This window comes from Oceanipulchritudo coccoides, assembly GCF_010500615.1.
GTDB lineage: Bacteria > Verrucomicrobiota > Verrucomicrobiia > Opitutales > Oceanipulchritudinaceae > Oceanipulchritudo > Oceanipulchritudo coccoides.
The window spans coordinates 446,912-465,314 of record NZ_JAAGNX010000003.1; the positions used below are offsets into that span (position 1 = coordinate 446,912).

Here is an 18,403-nt window from a genome sequence, read left to right on the forward strand (position 1 = left end):
TGATCTTTGAAATAAAAATTTCTTCATGGAATTCAGTCTGGTTAGGAAAGAGCATATCTGTAAATTGTTGTAGTTTAATTACTTAGAGAAAATTAGTTTGGTAAGGAGACAAGAGGAATAGAATGTGGAAGAGCGAAATCTGCAGCAATGACCTTTTTACGAAGGCAGATGAGACGATGAGTCTCCAATGCCTTATGAGTCTTTTCAAGCCATACTTCTACACAAGTTATTAACACTCTCCCCACCAATAACTTTTAGTACAAAAGCGTTGAATTTGTGAAACAATTCTTGCGAGCCGCGGATCATCGGGGCTGAGGGGTACCTGAGGGGAATAATTCACTCTCCCTCCTCTGCCATGAAGGCAATTAATCGGTCATTAAATTCCTTTGCCGAGTCGTGTCCCATTTTTTTCAGGGAATGGACCATGGCGGCAACTTCAACGAGGCGAGCAAGATCGCGTCCCGGCCGAACCGGAAGAATGATGTGCGGAATGCGGATTCCCATGACCTCGAAGACATCATGCTCCAGACCGGTTCGCTCCTCGTCCATTCCATGTTTCCAGACCTCAAAGGTGATGACCATATTGATCTCCTTGGAAAGCCGGACTGAACGGATGCCAAAGAGCTCGCTGATATCGATGATTCCGAGGCCACGACACTCCATATAACCGCGATTGAGCTCGCTACTGCGCCCTGTGAGAATGCGTTCATTCTCAAGTTTAATGTAGACAAGGTCGTCAGCGACAAGACTGTGCCCACGTTCAATCAAAGCGAGGGCGCACTCGCTCTTGCCCACACCGCTCTCACCACGGATTAATGTTCCAATCCCCTTGATATCCATGAGCGTCCCGTGCTCGGCCACTTGCGGGGCAAAAAGATCCTCCAAGAGAAGCATCGCCTGGGCGGAGAAATCCTTGGTTGTGAGGGAACTCCGGAAAAGCGGCGTGCCTGACTTTTCGCACATCGTTTCCATGGCTGGCGTCGGGAGCAGATTCCTCGAGACAACAATACAGGGAATCTTTTTCTCCACCATCCTGCTCATCACATCCAACTGTCGGCTGGCGGGAATTTCCCTCATGTAAGCCATTTCTCCAGCCCCAAAGAGCTGGATCCGCTTGTAACCAAAACTCTTGAAGAACCCAGTCAGGGCCAGCGCCGGACGATTCATTGATTTGTCCCGGATTGACCGGGACAGGCCCTTCTCCCCTGCGACTAGACTCAAGTGCAGATCTCCATCTGCCGCTTTAAGAAAACTTTTAACAGGAACACTTTCGACAAACTTGGGCTGGGCTCTGAGCGGCATTACCCCTTCACTCTGGAAGAATTAACAGCAGGATTAAAGCGCAAAATCCTCACCAAGATAAAATCTCCGGCTATCGGGATCGTTTATCAGCGATTCGCTGTTTCCTTCGGCAAGGACCTGTCCGTCATGCAGCAGATAAGCCCGGTCCACAATGCGTAACGTTTCGCGGACGTTGTGGTCTGTAATGAGGACCCCAATACCTTTGTCCTTGAGACCCAGGACAATCTTCTGCACCTCGCTGACGCTGATCGGGTCAACTCCACTGAATGGCTCATCCATCAGCAAAAAACGGGGCTCGGTAAGGAGGGCCCGGGCAATTTCGAGCCGGCGCCGCTCTCCACCACTGAGGGTGTAGGCCTTCTGGCGGACAACCGTCTCAAGGCCCAACTCGTGCAGCAATTGCTCAACCCGCTCCTTGCGGGCGACCTTTTTCATGGGCAGCGATTGGGCGATACAGTCCAGGTTGTCATAGACTGAGAGCCGCCTGAAGACGGAGGGTTCCTGCGGAAGATACCCGATACCCATACGGGCCCGGCGGAACATCGGCAGTCGCGTGACCACTTTCCCGTTGATAGACACGTCCCCGGAGCTGGCTGGAACCAGACCGACAATTATATAAAAAGAAGTCGTCTTGCCTGCCCCGTTTGGCCCAAGAAGTCCGACAATCTCACCTCCAAAAACCTTCAAGTCGACACCGCGCACAACTTCGCGCTTTCCGTAACGCTTGACGAGGCCACGAGTCTCAATGGAATGCGCTTCCGGCTTAGGGATCGACACGATCAACCCCTTCCTCTTCATCGATTTCGTCAGGTGTGGCCTGATTGTCCTCGGGAATACTTTCGATACGGTCGTCGACCGTGATTTCCTCCTCGGTCTGGTCAAACCCCATATCCGGCATGGCCCCCAATCGAACAACTGAGCGGCTTGGAGCATCAGCGGGAGCATTGGGATCCGGGATAGACTCGAATTTTCGTTCACCTTTATGGAGGACAAACTGGTAGCCTTCGACCTCGACCTCCCCATCAATGATTTTGGGGTTCTCCGACAAAGTGACGGTCCCTACCTTCGGGTTGACTTCGGCCAACCCGGCATAGGCACTACGGCCGGCTTGGTGAATCTCGACAGAACCGCGGGCGGTAATCTGCTGAATCGCATCAATTTCCCCGATAGTCGCAGTCTCCTCCCCCTTCCTCATGGCCACAATCGTCAGCTCGTTGCAAAGGATCTGCAGGTTCGTGCCATCCACTTTCACTTCCCCTGTAAAGTAGAAGTAATTCCGGTCGGGCGTGCCCTGCATTTCGAGCCGGTCACTGGTGATGATTGTCTCCCGCAGGTCGGGCGTTTGTCCCGATAATCCGGAGACGGCCAGAACACACGGAATGAGTAACAGTAATCTTCGCGTAAATTGTATCATATGAATAAGAAATTTAATCCAGAATGTCTACGGTCCCGGAAAAGGAAACGCGCACGGACTCCCTGACCGTGATTTTCCGCTTCGATCCTTCCCATGTCCAATTCCGGCCCTGGATTTCATACCCGGGGCCCAAAACAAAGAGCGATGAATCGCCCTCAGCCCGGGCTTCCTTGAGGTAAATCGTAGCCTTCGGGCTGCGAATGCTGGTCTCCTCAAAGACAAACTCGTCCCCAGAGAATACCACCAGTTCAAGACCCTCCACAAGTGCTTCGGAATCACTGAGATAACTGCCCTTCAATCCGCGCAACTCCCAGCTCTTGTAACCGTTCTCGCCAAACATGGGGAGACGAAAATGCTGGATAGGCGCATCAGGAACCATTTGCCCCAACAGTACCAAAGAAGAAAAAAGCCCGGCGACAACGCTCAGAACGGCTATCGGCGAACGCCATAGTCCCGGGAAACTCCTGATCATTGAATCCACTCTGCAACGCACTGAACTAACTTCTCAATTCCCGAGGAAACTTCCAGAATATTCTGTCCCAACATGTAAGCAGGTGTGGAAACAATCTTCCGGTCTGGATCCATGTGGATTTCCGAAACGCTGCAATTCACATGGTGCGCCCCAAGGGACTCAATGGCTTCAGCGGTCCCCGGGTCATCGCCAATAGTGAGTTCGACCCCGGTTTCCCCAAGAACCATCGCCCCCACCGCCGGGGAAATACAGATGAACCCCATCGGCTTGCGGGCAGCGAAAATATCCCTGACAAGACGCCGCACCTCAGGGTTTACCTTCCCTTTGGGTCCATCAATGGCAAAGCTGCATAGATTCTTGGCGGCCCCGTACCCGCCCGGCAGGATGAGCGCATCAATCTCTTTGCCAGTGATCTCAGCAATGTTCTTGATATTTCCGCGCGCAATGCGAGCCGCCTCGACGAGAACATTCCGCTTTTCCGCGACCTCATTCCCGGTCAGGTGGTTAATCACATGATGCTGTTCCACGTCAGGCGCCATGCAGACGGCTTCCAGCCCTGCTTTCTCAAGGGCAATCAGCGTTAGCACGCTCTCATAAATTTCCGCACCGTCCAGAAAGCCGCAACCGGACAGAATAACCCCAACTCGCTTTTTCATATTCTTAACCCTTCTTATTATTCAGTTTATTCGGACACAGCCTCTTCAATCGCCGCCTTGATCTCACTGTCCAGCTTTGGCAGGACATCGAGTGAACTGAGGTTTTCCTCAAGTTGTTCGGGCCTTGATGCCCCGAGAATGACAGTACTGACATGGGGATTGGTCAGGCACCAGGCAATCGACATCTGGGCTAATGAAACCCCCAACCCATCGGCAATTCCTCCCAGAGCTTTTATCTTGGAAAGTTTTCTATCCCAGCCATCTGGGTCCTTTTCCACCATATCCCGTAGCCATTGCATGTTCTTCTGGGCGAGCCTGCTTCCTTCGGGAATCCCCTTGTTATATTTGCCAGTCAGGAAACCGCTCGCAAGTGGTGACCAGATCGTGGTTCCCAAACCGTCCGCACTTTTAAATAGCGGATCATATTCGGATTCCACCCGATCCCTGTGCAATAAATTATACTGGGGTTGTTCCATGGTCGGCCCGATCAAGTTCAGGCGGGAGGCAATCCCTTTTGCCTCCTGGATTTCGCGGGCACTCCATTCGCTTGTCCCCCAATAAAGAACCTTGCCCTGCTCAATCAGCGTGTTCATTGCCCGCACAGTTTCCTCGATTGGCGTGTGCGGGTCCGGACGGTGGCAGAAATACAAGTCGAGATAGTCGACCTGCAGGCGCCGCAAAGCGGCATGGCAAGCCTCCATGACGTGTTTGCGGGACAATCCCGACTGGTTGGGCAATTTGCCGCCCCAGAAGACCTTGCTCGAGACGAGGAAGGTGTCCCGCCTCCATCCAAGTTTCTTGAGGATTCGGCCCATCACCTCTTCGGATTTACCGTCTGAGTAGGCCTCCGCGTTATCGAAAAAATTCACTCCCCTCTCATACGCCATGCGCATGCAGGATTCCGCCGTATCATCCCCTATCTGGCTCCCGAAAGTCACCCATGAACCAAATGAAAGGGCACTCACTTGGAGTCCCGAATGGCCAAGCCGCCTGTATTCCATATCCATAAGGTAAAAATTAGCAGAGAACCGCGAAGTTCCAAGGGAAATTCGATGCTTTACACGCCATGGGCAGAGTCCATCCTGACAAAAGACTTGTGTCCCTCCTTCATGGATATCTTACACGCATACTGGCGCATGGATTATGTCACCTCCGAGGCTGACCCGGAAGAGGGCATCAAAAGCCCCTTTTCCGACCTGCCGCAGTTGGGCGACGACCGGAAAGCCCTCATTGTCCACCGGGCAGAACATACCTACCTTGTTCTCAACCGCTACCCGTACAATCCCGGACATATCCTTGTGGTCCCCTTCCGGGAAGTCCCGGAGATTCGCGACCTTGACAAAGCGGAGCGGCTTGAGCTGATGGACATGATTGTCTTTGCCCAGGATATCCTCACCAAGGCCATGAAGCCCAACGGTTTCAATGTCGGTTTCAACCTGGGCCGGTCCAGCGGAGCCGGGATCCCGAAACATCTCCATTGTCATGTTGTTCCCCGATGGAACGGCGATTCGAACTTTCTTCCTGTCATAGGAAAAACCCGCAGCCTTCCCCAAGCCCTTGACCAGACTTGGGAGGTTCTCACAAAACAAATTTCGCATGCCTGAGGAAACACTCTTTTTTCAAAGCCCTCGGTTCCTTTCGGAACTTTATTGCGGCCGGGATTCCAACCTGGCCGAGGTGGAAAAGGCCCTCGGGACGCATGTCGTCTCAAGGGATGATTGGATCAAATTCGACGGGGACGTGGAGAAGGTGGCGATCGCCAAGACCTTCTTCCAGTTGCTGGAAAAAGCCCGACGACAGGGAATGCGGATCGCCCAAAGCGATTTCCGGAACATGCTGGCGCTTGCGGCAAGCGGCTCCCTCGATGAATTGCGGGAGGTCTTTGACCAGGCGGTCAAGATAGAGCTGCGGTCGAAGAGTATTGTTCCCAAGTCCTTGAACCAGAAGCGATACCTTCAATCCATTTCGAAGGGGGACATTGTCTTTGCTATCGGTCCGGCCGGTACCGGCAAGACCTACCTTGCCGTTGCAGCCGCCCTCAAGGCCCTGCTCGAGGAAAAGGTTGAAAAAGTGATCCTGACGCGCCCCGCCGTCGAGGCCGGGGAGGCGCTTGGATTCCTCCCGGGTGACCTCACTGAAAAGATCCAGCCATACCTGCTTCCCTTGTATGACGCCATTTATGACATGATGGGACAGGCAGAGGGCAAACGAATGATCGGAATAGACAGTGACCGGAAAGATGATCGTAATTCGCGCATCGAAATTGCTCCGCTTGCATACATGCGAGGAAGAACCCTATCAAATGCCTTCATCATTCTTGATGAGGCACAAAATACCACCCCGGAGCAAATGATGATGTTTCTCACCCGGTTGGGCGATGGCTCCCAAATGGTCATCACAGGGGACAAAACACAGATTGATCTGCCCCGCCACAAGTATTCAGGCCTCAAGGAGGCGGAAAAGGTCCTTGTCAACATTCCTGATGTGGACTTCCATTATTTCGAAGGCAAGGACGTGGTCCGAAACCCGATCGTCCAGAAGATAATTGATGCCTATGCCCAGTACGAAGCCAAAACTGGCGCACACCAACCCCGTGAAGTCAGTGCCGATTGACTGGAGTGAAACGCTCCCGATACGCAGGTAGCATAATGATATTTTCAAGAAAATCGCAAAAGCAACGCACCGAGGATAACCGGAAGCGCCGGTTAGGCACCCGCCGAGAGGCCACGGTCAAGCCACGTGTGGACATGGCGATGGTGAAGCGCTTTTTCCTCTATTTGGGATTTGGTCTCGTAGCGGTATTCCTCTGCTTTTACGGACTTTCCTCGGCCGGACCCCTTGTCCAGGAAGGCCAGGTCTCCCGGATCCGTATTACCGCCGAAATCCCGTTTTCCTATGTGAGCGAAATCGAGACTTCCAAGCGGATGGAGGCTGTCCGGCAGAAGGTCGCCCCGGTATTCCTGCTCAACCTCGAACCCTACAGGAATTTCCGTTCATATATGGAACGGCTTGGGGAGGACCTGGATGCCTTTGCAAAGGTTCCCGAAAACACACCCGAAGACTTGGCCCGTCTGCAAGTTGCCGAAGTGGAGGCCTTTCTGGCTGAGTATGCGGCGGGAAACCCGTTTAGCCTGCGCCCAAATGACCTCGCGACCCTTCATAACCAACTGGGTGGAGAGCGCTTGCGGGCCTCCATTGGCGAAGGTCTGATTGTCCTGGGGGAAATTTTTCGCAAGGGTGTTTACCCGGCTGATACCGCATTTAATATTGGGACCGGGGAACGCTTGAGCCTGTTCACTGTTGAGGACGAGTTTGGAAACATCCAGGAAGTACAAATCCTCTCGGAAGAAGAGGGATTGAGAACCCTCCGCATTCAATTGGCCGCATTGGACATTCCGCGGGAAAGTACCATTGCCCTCTTTCGCATTCTGCGCTCTGCCCTGCGGCCCAATTTGATTTTTGATTCAGAGCGTACACAGGATCGTGTCCTTGCTGCGCAGGAGTCATTGAAACCGACCATTATTGAGATTCCCGAAGGGCAGTCGATCATCGAGCCCAACTCAAGAGTCAATGCCCTGCAATACGAACAACTGGAAGCCTACCGTAAAGCGCTTCGCCAGTCGGAGGCAGGGGATTTTGGATTGAATGCCCTTTTCTATGAACGGGCCCTGCTGACCCTCCTCCTGGTCATGGGAGCTGTCTTCTTCCTGAAAACATCCCGGCACAAGGTTCGTCACAACCCGAGAATCTTCAGCCTGTCAGGAATCCTGATTCTTTGTAATCTCGGCTTAATCCGCCTTGTTATCGAACTCGGGGACAGCGTATTGGCCGAGTCCACACCGATTCTCGTCCAACTCCTGCCATTTCTCGTTCCCGTCATATTGGGTCCGATGATCATCACCATCCTGGTGGGGGCCGGCCCAGGTATCCTGGCCGCCGGGCTGGTCAGTACGCTCAACGCCATGATGCAGGGCAATTCCCTCTCCGTGCTCCTGCTCTCTCAATTGGTCTGTCTGGTCGCCATTGCCTACTGCCGCAACATCCAACTGCGGGCCTCCCTTGTACGGGCCGGCTCCATTTCTGGGGCGACAATGGCTATTGGGGCTCTCCTATTCGGTCTTCGGGATAATCTCCCGCTGACAATGGTACTTTACCAGATTCTCGCGAGTGTCGGAACAGGTGTCATTTCCGGTGTCCTGATTGTCGGTATTCTTCCGATCCTCGAAAACTTGTTCAAGTACACGACCGACATCACCCTGCTGGAATTGACAGACTTCAACCACCCGCTTCTGCGAAAGATGCAGTTGGAGGCTCCGGGGTCTTACCACCACAGCTTGATGGTCGCCAATCTGGCCGAGAATGCCGCTGCCGCCATTGGGGCCAATCCACTCGTCTGCAGGGTTTGCGCGCTCTTTCACGATATCGGCAAAATGATCAAACCGGAGTATTTTGTCGAAAACCAGCGCTCTGGACAAAATCCCCATATCGAGCGCAATCCTTCGATGAGCGCTTTGGTCATCAAGAGCCACGTCAAGGAAGGCGTGCAGATGGCCAAGGATTATCGTCTTCCAAAGGTGATCATGGATGTCATCCAGCAACATCATGGCACCTCCCTCATCCAATACTTCTATTATAAAGCGCTCCAACAGCAAAAGGAGGAGGGCGTGATTGAATCAATCTATCCGAATGCACCCCGGATTGAGCTAAACCAAGTCAATGAAGACACTTACCGGTATGAGGGGCCCATCCCGCAATTCATGGAAAGTGCACTCGTTATGCTTGCCGACAGCGTGGAAGCCGCTAGCCGCAGCCTGAAAAAGGTGAATCCGCAAAGCGTGGAGGAACTTGTGGAGAAAATCTTCATGGCCCGCCTCAAGGATGGACAGTTGGACGCGACTCCCCTCACCTTCAAACAACTGATCAAGATTCGCGAAAATTTTGTTTTTACTTTGCTGAACATGCTTCACGCCCGCGTGGAATACCCCGACGGAAAAACCGAGAATGGTGGAGGAAACCGTGCCAGGAAAAGGGCTGCAGCCGCCAACCAGGAATTGCCCCCACCTGCGACTAGCGGGGATTGAGCAGCAATGCGCACGGTCGAGTTGGTCATTTCCGATGAACGCCTTTCCATGGTTGAGCCATCGCTCGTCCAATGCATTGAAGTCCTTGAACAGTGCCCGGAAATATGCCTGCCAGACGGGGCATTGGAGGTAGCCTTTGTTGACGAAACAACCTGCAGCCAGCTGCATGAATCTTTTTTTGACGATCCGGAAGTGACTGACGTAATGACCTTTCCCGGGTCGCCGGAAGATGACCACGCAGGGGACATTGCCATCTGTCCGGCTGTCGCCATGGAGGCTTCACAGCATTCCGGGATGTCTTTCCACGAAGAACTCAGTCTCTACCTTGTGCACGCCTGTCTTCACCTGACCGGGTTGGATGACCGCGAGGAAGATGATGTTAAGGAGATGCGCGCCGCCGAAGAGTCTGTCATGCGGCAATTGCGGAAAGCCAAGGCACTGCTTAATGCCGAGTGGAGCGGCTGAATCCAAGCGTTCCCTTTACCTTGCCATGAAGCTGCCTCCATCACAATCTTAATCCAATTATGTTACGCAACCTGCGCAATGCCTTTGTCTCGGGCCTCCTTTTGCTGGCGCCTGTGGGAGTTACCTTCTTTGTCATTAATTTCCTGATACAGAAGATTGGCATTCCCACGCGCCAATTGATATTCTTCTTCATCCCACCCAAACAATTCAGTCATGTCTGGCTTGAATACAGCCTCTATGTCGCGGCAATTGTCGTTGTCGGATGCCTCATCACCCTGCTGGGCTGGCTCTCAAAGCTTCTCATTGGCCGAATCCTCGTCAATACCTTCGAACGGGTTGTCGACAATGTGCCGGTGGTTCGCAACGTTTACAATACAGTCAAGCAGATCCGGGACACTTTTGTTCAGCAGGAGAAGGCCGTCTTCCAGAAATCAGTTTTGATTGAGTATCCACGTAAAGGCATCTGGGTCCTCGGATTCATGACCGGCCACGGAAAAGGGGAAATTCAGGCGCAAACCCACTCCGAGCTGATCAATGTCTTTATCCCAACGACGCCCAACCCCACGAGCGGATTTCTTTTGATGGTCCCGAAGGAGGAAGTCCGTGAATTGGACATGTCGATCCCCGATGCCATGAAGCTAATCATTTCGGGAGGCGCAGTTGTCCCGCCCTGGAAGGACGCCCTTCCTGAGGATAGCAAGTCACTTCAGTCAAGTGATACAACCCCAATGGTTTAACCGCTTCTTTCACCGTGTTCATTTCCGATCAAGGATGTTTGTTGCGGAAATCCGATTCCGGGGAACACAATCTTCTGCTGGTCTATTTCCTTCGCGAGAATGGACTGAAGTATGTGCTCGCCCGGAGATCTTCCAAATTGCCAGGCGGGGCCGCACTGCCGGATCTCTTCGAAACGGGACAGCTCATCGTCGAACAGAAGGAGGAGGGAAAGCCCGCATTCCTGAAGGAATATTCCGGATCAGTGGCCCATAAAGGCATTGGAAGATCCTATGCCCATCTTCAAGCAGCCTCCAGCTTGGCGCGATTCTTCGAAAAGAATCTCCTCCACATGGAGCACTTTCCTGAAGCATGGGATTTACTTCAGGATTCCTTGGCTGCCCTGTCGGAAAAGCCCAACCCCGAGGCCCTTCTGCTAAAGACATGCTTTCTCTTTGCCCGCTCAGAAGGATATCCCGTGGCCGCCCATTGGCTTGAAGGGAAAAATGAAGGGGAACGACATTCCATTGCCGCAATCCTCAAGAGCCCACTTGATCAAATTGACACCAACCCAAAGGAAGTGAATTCCTGGGTGAACGATTTGGGCCGCTTCTTCAAAAGGGAAACCGACTTATTGCCAATCACTGATGTGAACTGAGCAGACAGGGATTGAAGTTGCCAGAAGTCAGTAAATTTACAACTTTTCAGTCATGAGGAAAATTCTGCCACTCGCCTTTCTCGCTCTGCTGAGCGCCAACACTCCTCTCGCCCACGCGCAGGAAACACCGCCACCTCCGGTCAATTCCTTCTGGCCAGGTCTGACAAAACCCTCCCAGACGGATCCTACCAGCGCCAAGATTATTGATTTGCATATAAAGGCTCGTGGAGGGCGCGAAGCCATGGAGGCAGTTCGTTCGCTCCGTCTAAAAGGAAAGCTCTTCGAAGGGAAGAAAGACTTTAAAATCGAGGGGGTTTTCTCACCGAGTGGAGAAGCACGATTTGAAATCTTCTTTGAGAAGCGGGGAGATGAACACAGGACCGTCAAGGCAAGTGACGGCAAGCACACCTGGCAACGGGTACTTCTCCCGGAAAAGGAACGTCCGGCTGGCATCACGGGAAATGAAGGCAAGTTGCTTGACCTTGAAGCAAGGCTGCCGTTTCTCCTGCTTGATCATGTTGGGCAGAACCATGTGTTCACCTACATTGGCAAGAAAGATTACCTCGGAAGAGCCGCCTATGTTCTCCATGGATGGCTTGTTTCGGGATTGGAAATCGATATCTTTCTCGATGCGAAATCCTTTCAGATCCTGAATTACCGGCACCCCTACAAAATTGGCGGCCGGGAAGTCCTGGTCAATCTCACACCGTCGAAGTTGAAGCGCTTGGGAAATGTCTGGTGGGAGATGGAGTACAAGATGAACCACCGGAACAAGACGTTTAGAAGGGTCACCTACGAAAGGATAAAATTGAACGTGCCCACCGAAGACTCGTTCTTTGCCCAGCCTGAAATCAAGGAATTCTGGCTACGGTCATCCCGCAACTAGCAGGGCTACTTCAGCTCCCGCTTGTAGCGGTTTTGAAAATCCGTCTGGTTCACGAACCCTTTTTGCATCGCATAGCGAATCAGGTCCACGGTGTTGTGCAGCCCAAGCTTGCGCATGATACGCGCCTTGTGGTTTTGCACACTGACTGGTCTCAAATCAAGGGCCTCTGCGATTTTCTCATTGGAGGCACCTGCTCCAAAATGGCGTAGCAGTTCCTGTTCACGTTCAGTCAGGACTTTTGAAAATGCGTTTGGATCGGTTTTCTGGATGAGCATGTTCTGTTGAACGGTAGCAGCGTAGTAGCAGTTTCCCTCGCCCAATTGATGAACGGCCCGGCGCAGCTCTTCAATGGATTCTGTGTTCTTGTCAACAAAACCGAATAAGCCCGTCATGAAAACCCGATACAAGGTATATTCATCAGTCCGTCCGGAAACGCCAAGTATCCTCACGGAAGAATCCTTCTTCAATATTCTGTTTGCCAGATCCAGCCCACTCCCGTCGGGCAGTTCTATATCCAGAATAACTGCCTTTGGGTGAAATTTCTCAAATGCTTTCCAGCCTTCCTTGATGGTCTGGCAAGTGGCAACAAGTTCGAATTTGTCCGTCAGGCATTGGCGTACCAGATCAATTCCAAGTTTCTGGTCTTCAACAATAATGGTTTTCATCGGCGATCCCATTGTTGAAGTTCAGCAAGCCCGATGTGGATCTCCTCCACATTCCCCGATTGGGCAGATACTTGCAAATCTCTACAAACTTGTTGCATGGCGGGATTATTCCTCATCAACGCCAAGGTCGTCAAGCGATGTGCACATCTTCTCAAATTCTCCCATTCCGATTGATGGCCAAACCTCAGACAATCCCTGATATGTTTGTAAATTTCCTCATTCAATTCCTCGCTATCGACCATGTCCATTGTCGACGGGCGCTGCAACTGTTTGTCCTCAACATTCGCCATCGCATAAGCTAAGCGGCTGGCAGTGAGTGGCTTGGAAATGTATCCATTCATCCCGGCTTGCTCGCTTTCCCGAAGTTTCTCCCCGTCTGTGTAGGCCGTGAGGGCAATGATGATCACTTTGTCTTCCGGATGCTTGTGACGGTGCATTGCCGCGATTTCCGGCCCCATCAAGCCCGGAAGGTCCCAGTCAAGCAAGGCCAGATCATAGGAATTGTCCTCAAGCATCTGGAGGGCCTCACGGCCATTTTCACAATCATCACAATCACAACCGATTGTCTTGAAGAAATCCACGATGGACCGGCGGTTGTAGGACAAGTCGTCGACAATAAGCACCTTCTTTCCCCTCAGCTGGCTCAGCACGGCATCCTGATCAAGCTCCTTCGCCCCGGCCACACGGGCAAAGCGCCCCTTCAGGAAAAAGTTACAACCACTTGGCTCATTATCAGAAAGCCCAAGATGGGCACCCATGGCATGGGCCACATCCTGGCAAATTGACAAGCCGAGGCCAGTCCCGTGCTTTCCGCTGTCGATACCACTCTCTCCACGATAAAACCGCTCAAAGACAAACCCTTTCTCGGCATCGTCAATGCCCAGCCCCCAGTCCTTCACAAATATCTCCAACTCAACATGTTCAGGACTCAACTTGTGGCATTTCGCGCCCACCTCAATCCGCTCGGATTCGGAATACTCAAGGGCATTCACGATCAGGTTAGTGAGGATCTTGATCATCCAGTTACGGTCGGTTTTGATGACCACTTCCTTCAATTCAGGATCTATCGCCAAGGTTATATTGACCAGCGCCTTCTGGATATTGAACTGATTCTGCTTCACTGAAGTTCCCAGAATATCCGTGATGGACACGGGGATTAACGCCATCGGGAGATTTGCCTGGTCAATCGCCGAAAAATCCAGGATTTCCCCAAGCATGCGATCCACAATGATCCCGAATTCGGTCAGGTCCTTGAGCCGCGAATCGTCACCGCTGCGAGGTGGATCCCGCGTCAGGGTCTCGGCAATCATGAGCACGCCATTCAACGGATTGCGAATGTCATGCGAAAGGCCCGCCAGGAAGTTGATCCGCGCCGCATTCGCTGCTTCCAGCTCGCGTGTGGCTTTCCGGACCTCGTTTTCCAGCCAGATGTTTCGCTTCTTCAGCTGTGCATTTCGGAACATGTAGATCGCCCATGAAAGGATGAGCAAAAGCAGAAAAAGTATCCCCTGGAAAATCGGATTGAGATACCATGGTGGGGCAATTCCAAACTGAACCCGCCGCGGAACTGAACTCATCCCGTTTGGATGCACCGCCCGCAGCTCAACCGCGAATTCCCCATGCCCGGCAAATTGTAGTGAGGGATCCTTCAGGTTAACATTTCGCCAGCGGCCTTCGTTGATCCGGTATTGTACCTGACTTGGAATTTCCGGGCGCCCCAGGTCAATCTTGAGATCAATATAATGCATCCCGCTGCGGATTGTCCGGTCCGCCACGGGCTGGTTGTCCAGAAAGAGATCAAATCGAACAGCTGGAATAGACACAGGCTCCAACTCATCCAGAGCATACCAACCCACACCGTTGGAGCCGAGCACGCCAAGCCGTGCTGCATTGGCCATCAGGCCTATGGGTTCACCGCAAAGCTCAAGATAGGGAATCGAAAGCATGTGAGTGCTGCCTCCGCCGTACACTGCCACTCCATGCTCCGCCGTTATAGGATTATAATAGGAAATATAATTTGATTCACCACTGGAGGCAACTCCCCGCACTTGCCAGTCTTGGGCAATAGGGATTCTGGTAATTTCCCCGGTATTGGAAATTCGATACAGCCCTGAATCTTGAGAGAAAACAATCTGATTGTCGCTAATTGCTGAGTATTGGAAACTGCCCTTCAGCGATTCGCTCAGCGTCTCGACCATCCAGATCTCCCCGTTATGTGAAAGCGAGACAAGAAGTCCCCTTTCGCTCAAGGCAAAGAAGCGTCCATGCAATTCACCAAGAATATTCATCTCCTGGTCGGTCGGATAGACCAGTTCCATCTCCAGATCTTCGGTTACGGTGTACAAGCCATTCTGCCCAGATGCCAAGGCTACGGAGCTACCCCATTTTAAGTCATGAACTGGCTCGGGAAGTACTCCAAGTGATAAATCCCCCTGTTCCAAAGTATTGTAGTTGACCACATTTCCAAAGGCAACGCTCCCGCCAGGTGTAACACTCGACCATTTGGATATCCCGCTGATGCTGCCCCTCAGGAATCCATTTGCATCGAACTTTACCCAGCTCTTTTCAGAAAAAACAAACCCATCTGAGGAATCTGCAAGAAAGGTCCTAACCAGGTTTTCTTCAAAAATCACATTGGATGGAAAAAACAAACTATCCGCATTCGGGTCGACACGAGCCACTCCTTCTGTACCCAAAACTACGATATCAGTTCCTGACCCTTTCTCTATTTTATAAACATCGCCGATATCCAAGCCGCTGTAAACCGATGCATAACCAGTTATTGATAACTGCCTCTTATCAAGAAACGCCACCCCGGAAGGATAGTCGGTTATCAAAATATAAGGCCCCCAATCAATCGCATTACTGATGCCCTTTTTGAAATAGTCCGGATAATTGGAATTCACCAGCTCTGGATATTCCCCTTCTACTCCACTCCAGGTGTATATCGAAGTTGATGTCCCCAAAATATATTGATCATTGCTCCAGGCCATCCAGGTAACAACATTACCTCCAGTCATTTCAATGGGAACAACCTGTTCATGTCCGTTTTCATCAATTTTCCATAACCCGGAGAAAAGTCCGATCAAAAGGCCATCTAAAGGACCCCCCGGATCCATCGTGAAGGGGCGCGGTTCGAAAGACTTCTCAACAGACAGGTTAATAGAAAAATTCACCGGATCAATCCAACCATAGCCGGATGAGCCCACAAACCAGAGTTTCCCCTTCCGGAATACAATGTCCCAAATGTAACCTGCTTCGATTGAAACGGTACCACCCGGGGCGCGATTATTTGCCTTTAGCCAACCAACCCCGTCCGGTCCAGCAAACCACACATGTTTGCCCTCCGGGTCGGAGGCGAGTGAGGTGTAGCGACCTTCCGTATACACATCGTGCCAGACTCCATTTTCCAGGACAGACAAACCCTCCCCGGCAAACCAAAGGGAATCCTTAAGTTTAAGAACATCGTAAAATTCCCGCTCAGGGACCAGTTCCAGCTTGTCCGCGAAAAAGTAAGCCGGTCCAGTTTGATACTCTGCATGGAGCGGATTGATAAAATTTAATCCAATCAGCAATAAGAACTGTGGAAATATTATATAAGACAGAAAGCGAAACATACTGTATAAAGACGACCCTATGAAGAAGACAAAACGCATGATCCTGCTTGTTGTAGCTACATCCCTAGCCGCAATAGGCCTTACTACTCAAGCCGAAACAATTACTAAGGTGGTTGTTTCTGATTTAAACGCCGATGATTCGGGTTCCATCCTGATGACTATCTACTGCATGTCTGGTAACAGATAGACCCTTCCAGAACACATTATTCACCAACCCATCCCGTAAGAAAGAGGTAAACCATGTCCACGTATACGCACGCAACCGATATTCCCTTCCCATATGACTTCGCCAGCGCGCCGGAATGGTTCATGAAGAAGGCCCGCTTTGCCAAGCGATTCTTCCTGAATCTGGCTCCGATCCGCTATGCGATGGTGGCGGAGGACGGAGGCCCCGTCTCAAACCTGGAATATGGAAGTACCTCTTACCTTGGGGAAACCTGGCAACTCTGCAGGGCTACTTTGCAGAGGGAATTCCAGCACCCGATGAACAGCCAGTTGTGCCTGTTCAGCTCGGCCGATGGATCAGGGATGGGCCAGACCCGTTTGGAAGCACGCGCCAAGGCTGTTTCAGAGGCTTTGGAACGCTGGGCCTTCCAGGAGACAAGTTCTGGTCCGGATTCCATGTTGTATGGGTACCAGCACTCGATGAGCACTAAGGGCATGGCCGCCTTTCCGGGAATTTTCCCGGGTCAGGCACGGCGCTCGGCCATTGATGAAGCATTCGAGTACTATTCAGTTGACGCGTGGTGGGGCGGCACCCTGAAACATTGGATTATTAATCGGGATGACTCGACTATCGTGTTCATCGACCAACCCGAATACAAGGGATTCATCGCCATTGCCATCCGCCATCTGGACTTGGACAACTATGTCGCGTCCTACGGTATCGGCTCGGGCATGACCCCGGAAGACGCTGAATTGAAGGCGCAATTGGAAGCCTGCCGGTCACAGACTATCCTCGAACGGCGTGAGGCAACTCCAGAGAGATCACGGATACGCCCGGTTCTTGAGACTGAGCAGAACCTGCTTCAGTTTGCCTCGGCGTCAGGGTTTGAGATGGTCAAGGACCGACTTGCAACTCAGCCATGGCTTCCAGCATTGAAGCCAAAGGTCATCTTTGACGGTCCTGTCAAGGGTGCCTGGAACAAATACACTCACGTCTGGCGCTATGCTCTGGAACCATTCCCGATCAAGAGTCAGCAGATCAAGTTTGTCGCCTAAGACATCCAATTCCATCCCCCCACCCTCGACCGAAGTAACACCAGCGGACACATGAGCACGCAAGAAGACAGTTTCCATTTTCCATTCATCTCAAATCTTATGAATGGGAAAATCTCTTCGCGCTCAGCTCTGCATCACAGGAGATCAGTATCGATGAAGGAAATGGCACTTTGCCTGGATGATGATCCCCTGTCTCTAAGACTCGTCGAACATCTCCTGAAAAAGCGCTACGAAGTTATATCGTGCGCTACCATCGATAAGGCAATCCGCGCCGTCCAAAAGTATGACATGGCATTGTTTCTTTGCGATTACCACCTTGGCGAGTCGTTTACGGGATCACAGGCTTACGAAACCCTTCGGCAGGATTTTGGCTATAATCCGGTCCATCGGGTCTTGATCACTTCCTATCCTTCTTCCGAGATTGAGGCAGAAGCCCTTGCCTCTGGCTTTGACCGGGTCTTTTCCAAGCCTCTCCGCAAGGAGTTTCAGATGTACTGTCTGAACTTGAATATGCCGAGGATCAGGAATCCTCTTGCAGCTGGTCAGTAGCCTCTAACTGACGCTTTCAGGTTTTTAAATTGCAACCAGCTCTTTTCGAGCGCTTTTAGGTAGCATCTGGCTGTCGCCCTGGACTTGGGACGCCAGATTTTCATTTTTAAAAACTTGGTAAATAATTTCAAAGTCCCGGAAAACTAGTTGGGAGCGAATGAGATTCGCTGCAGAGTGAAATAAATCAGCAGCAGCCTCTGAATAAAATATCTCAATCAATTTCAAATGAAATTCCAAATCCCAAGAAAGAAGTCGGGCTTCACGCTGGTTGAAACCATGATTACCGTCACAATTATTGGTCTGCTCACCTCAGTTTCCGTACCGGCTGTCATGTCAGCCAAGGACAGGGCACTGGCTGTTTCCCTTGCCAATGATTTCAGGACTTATGCTGCCGCCTTTGAAATCTACGCTCTTGAAGAAGGATCTTGGCCGGCGGACGGCCTTCCAGGCAGCATTCCTGCAGGTATGGAAGATCAATTACCAAAGTTTGCTGAAACAACTTATCAAAACGGCAAATGGGATTGGGAACACAATGCTGTCGGCGTGACAGCTGGTGTGAGTCTACGCCTCAGCTCAATTGATGAGAAGGTCCTGACCCGGATTGATGAGATGCTTGATGATGGCAACCTCACGGCAGGTAAATTCCGTAAGACAAATGGCAACGGAGTAACCTTGGTCCTTGAGGAATAAGAAGGCGCAATAA

18 protein-coding genes are annotated in these 18,403 nt (G+C 51.7%); 10 read left to right on the forward strand and 8 right to left on the reverse strand.

Annotated elements, in window-relative coordinates; translation table 11 throughout:
• Window positions 1-336: 336 nt before the first annotated feature.
• Genes hprK through G0Q06_RS12380 form a run of 6 tightly spaced genes read right to left on the reverse strand, consistent with a single transcriptional unit; the run spans window position 337 to window position 4,845 of the window.
• On the reverse strand, window positions 337-1,302 hold the full coding sequence (gene hprK, locus G0Q06_RS12355) for an HPr(Ser) kinase/phosphatase (RefSeq protein WP_163966532.1): 966 nt from the start codon (window positions 1,300-1,302) through the stop codon (window positions 337-339).
• A gap of 33 nt (window positions 1,303-1,335) precedes the next feature.
• Window positions 1,336-2,073 (reverse strand): LPS export ABC transporter ATP-binding protein, encoded by a 738-nt coding sequence (gene lptB, locus G0Q06_RS12360; RefSeq protein WP_343203192.1) that lies wholly within the window; start codon window positions 2,071-2,073, stop codon window positions 1,336-1,338.
• Window positions 2,066-2,716: an LptA/OstA family protein gene (locus G0Q06_RS12365; RefSeq protein ID WP_163966537.1), complete on the reverse strand. Its 651-nt coding sequence runs from the start codon at window positions 2,714-2,716 to the stop codon at window positions 2,066-2,068. Before G0Q06_RS12365 ends, lptB begins: the two co-directional genes overlap by 8 nt.
• 13 nt (window positions 2,717-2,729) lie before the next feature.
• Window positions 2,730-3,188 (reverse strand): hypothetical protein, encoded by a 459-nt coding sequence (locus tag G0Q06_RS12370; RefSeq protein WP_163966539.1) that lies wholly within the window; start codon window positions 3,186-3,188, stop codon window positions 2,730-2,732.
• On the reverse strand, window positions 3,185-3,844 hold the full coding sequence (gene elbB, locus G0Q06_RS12375; RefSeq protein ID WP_163966542.1) for an isoprenoid biosynthesis glyoxalase ElbB: 660 nt from the start codon (window positions 3,842-3,844) through the stop codon (window positions 3,185-3,187). Before elbB ends, G0Q06_RS12370 begins: the two co-directional genes overlap by 4 nt.
• Window positions 3,845-3,870: 26 nt before the next feature.
• The gene (locus tag G0Q06_RS12380; protein WP_163966544.1) at window positions 3,871-4,845 is read right to left on the reverse strand and encodes a potassium channel beta subunit family protein; all 975 of its coding nucleotides are present in this window, start codon (window positions 4,843-4,845) and stop codon (window positions 3,871-3,873) included.
• 51 nt (window positions 4,846-4,896) lie between these two features.
• Here G0Q06_RS12380 and G0Q06_RS12385 point away from each other — a divergent pair, with 51 nt between their 5' ends.
• From G0Q06_RS12385 to G0Q06_RS12415, 7 genes are read left to right on the forward strand one after another with little or no spacing between them, the layout of a single operon-like run.
• On the forward strand, window positions 4,897-5,448 hold the full coding sequence (locus G0Q06_RS12385; RefSeq protein WP_238710807.1) for an HIT family protein: 552 nt from the start codon (window positions 4,897-4,899) through the stop codon (window positions 5,446-5,448).
• Window positions 5,441-6,457, forward strand: a complete 1,017-nt coding sequence (locus tag G0Q06_RS12390) for a PhoH family protein (protein ID WP_163966547.1) — start codon at window positions 5,441-5,443, stop codon at window positions 6,455-6,457. The genes G0Q06_RS12385 and G0Q06_RS12390 overlap by 8 nt, the downstream gene beginning before the upstream one ends.
• 35 nt (window positions 6,458-6,492) lie before the next feature.
• Window positions 6,493-8,925 (forward strand): HD family phosphohydrolase, encoded by a 2,433-nt coding sequence (locus tag G0Q06_RS12395; protein ID WP_163966549.1) that lies wholly within the window; start codon window positions 6,493-6,495, stop codon window positions 8,923-8,925.
• A gap of 6 nt (window positions 8,926-8,931) precedes the next feature.
• The gene (gene ybeY, locus G0Q06_RS12400; RefSeq protein ID WP_163966551.1) at window positions 8,932-9,390 is read left to right on the forward strand and encodes an rRNA maturation RNase YbeY; all 459 of its coding nucleotides are present in this window, start codon (window positions 8,932-8,934) and stop codon (window positions 9,388-9,390) included.
• A 59-nt stretch (window positions 9,391-9,449) separates the two neighbouring features.
• Window positions 9,450-10,127: a DUF502 domain-containing protein gene (locus G0Q06_RS12405; protein WP_163966552.1), complete on the forward strand. Its 678-nt coding sequence runs from the start codon at window positions 9,450-9,452 to the stop codon at window positions 10,125-10,127.
• A gap of 38 nt (window positions 10,128-10,165) precedes the next feature.
• Entirely contained in the window at window positions 10,166-10,762 is a 597-nt protein-coding gene (locus tag G0Q06_RS12410; RefSeq protein WP_238710809.1) for a hypothetical protein, read from the forward strand.
• Window positions 10,763-10,814: 52 nt separating this feature from the next.
• Window positions 10,815-11,648 (forward strand): LolA-like protein, encoded by an 834-nt coding sequence (locus tag G0Q06_RS12415; protein WP_163966557.1) that lies wholly within the window; start codon window positions 10,815-10,817, stop codon window positions 11,646-11,648.
• A 5-nt stretch (window positions 11,649-11,653) separates the two neighbouring features.
• On the opposite strand, the gene G0Q06_RS12420 is transcribed toward G0Q06_RS12415, so the two are convergent.
• Window positions 11,654-12,313, reverse strand: a complete 660-nt coding sequence (locus G0Q06_RS12420) for a response regulator transcription factor (RefSeq protein ID WP_163966559.1) — start codon at window positions 12,311-12,313, stop codon at window positions 11,654-11,656.
• Window positions 12,310-15,888: a response regulator gene (locus tag G0Q06_RS12425; protein ID WP_163966561.1), complete on the reverse strand. Its 3,579-nt coding sequence runs from the start codon at window positions 15,886-15,888 to the stop codon at window positions 12,310-12,312. Before G0Q06_RS12425 ends, G0Q06_RS12420 begins: the two co-directional genes overlap by 4 nt.
• A gap of 282 nt (window positions 15,889-16,170) precedes the next feature.
• On the opposite strand from G0Q06_RS12425, the gene G0Q06_RS12430 reads away from it, so the two are divergent.
• The 3 genes from G0Q06_RS12430 to G0Q06_RS12440 all read left to right on the forward strand — a co-directional run bounded on the left by G0Q06_RS12430 (window position 16,171) and on the right by G0Q06_RS12440 (window position 18,390).
• Window positions 16,171-17,151 carry a hypothetical protein gene (locus G0Q06_RS12430; protein ID WP_163966563.1) on the forward strand — a complete coding sequence of 327 codons (981 nt, stop codon included), beginning with the start codon at window positions 16,171-16,173 and terminating at the stop codon, window positions 17,149-17,151.
• A gap of 153 nt (window positions 17,152-17,304) precedes the next feature.
• Window positions 17,305-17,700 (forward strand): response regulator, encoded by a 396-nt coding sequence (locus tag G0Q06_RS12435; protein ID WP_163966565.1) that lies wholly within the window; start codon window positions 17,305-17,307, stop codon window positions 17,698-17,700.
• A 225-nt stretch (window positions 17,701-17,925) separates the two neighbouring features.
• Window positions 17,926-18,390 (forward strand): type II secretion system protein, encoded by a 465-nt coding sequence (locus G0Q06_RS12440; RefSeq protein WP_163966567.1) that lies wholly within the window; start codon window positions 17,926-17,928, stop codon window positions 18,388-18,390.
• Window positions 18,391-18,403: the final 13 nt, after the last annotated feature.

Excerpts from the sequence above, each read along its gene's own strand:
- hprK (WP_163966532.1), bottom strand. The coding sequence starts at position 1,302 with ATGCCGCTCAGAGCCCAGCCCAAGTTTGTCGAAAGTGTTCCTGTTAAA.
- G0Q06_RS12365 (WP_163966537.1), bottom strand. The coding sequence starts at position 2,716 with ATGATACAATTTACGCGAAGATTACTGTTACTCATTCCGTGTGTTCTG.
- G0Q06_RS12370 (WP_163966539.1), bottom strand. The coding sequence starts at position 3,188 with ATGATCAGGAGTTTCCCGGGACTATGGCGTTCGCCGATAGCCGTTCTG.
- elbB (WP_163966542.1), bottom strand. The coding sequence starts at position 3,844 with ATGAAAAAGCGAGTTGGGGTTATTCTGTCCGGTTGCGGCTTTCTGGAC.
- G0Q06_RS12380 (WP_163966544.1), bottom strand. The coding sequence starts at position 4,845 with ATGGAATACAGGCGGCTTGGCCATTCGGGACTCCAAGTGAGTGCCCTT.
- G0Q06_RS12385 (WP_238710807.1), top strand. The coding sequence starts at position 4,897 with ATGCTTTACACGCCATGGGCAGAGTCCATCCTGACAAAAGACTTGTGT.
- G0Q06_RS12390 (WP_163966547.1), top strand. The coding sequence starts at position 5,441 with ATGCCTGAGGAAACACTCTTTTTTCAAAGCCCTCGGTTCCTTTCGGAA.
- G0Q06_RS12395 (WP_163966549.1), top strand. The coding sequence starts at position 6,493 with ATGATATTTTCAAGAAAATCGCAAAAGCAACGCACCGAGGATAACCGG.
- ybeY (WP_163966551.1), top strand. The coding sequence starts at position 8,932 with ATGCGCACGGTCGAGTTGGTCATTTCCGATGAACGCCTTTCCATGGTT.
- G0Q06_RS12405 (WP_163966552.1), top strand. The coding sequence starts at position 9,450 with ATGTTACGCAACCTGCGCAATGCCTTTGTCTCGGGCCTCCTTTTGCTG.
- G0Q06_RS12415 (WP_163966557.1), top strand. The coding sequence starts at position 10,815 with ATGAGGAAAATTCTGCCACTCGCCTTTCTCGCTCTGCTGAGCGCCAAC.
- G0Q06_RS12420 (WP_163966559.1), bottom strand. The coding sequence starts at position 12,313 with ATGAAAACCATTATTGTTGAAGACCAGAAACTTGGAATTGATCTGGTA.
- G0Q06_RS12430 (WP_163966563.1), top strand. The coding sequence starts at position 16,171 with ATGTCCACGTATACGCACGCAACCGATATTCCCTTCCCATATGACTTC.
- G0Q06_RS12435 (WP_163966565.1), top strand. The coding sequence starts at position 17,305 with ATGAAGGAAATGGCACTTTGCCTGGATGATGATCCCCTGTCTCTAAGA.
- G0Q06_RS12440 (WP_163966567.1), top strand. The coding sequence starts at position 17,926 with ATGAAATTCCAAATCCCAAGAAAGAAGTCGGGCTTCACGCTGGTTGAA.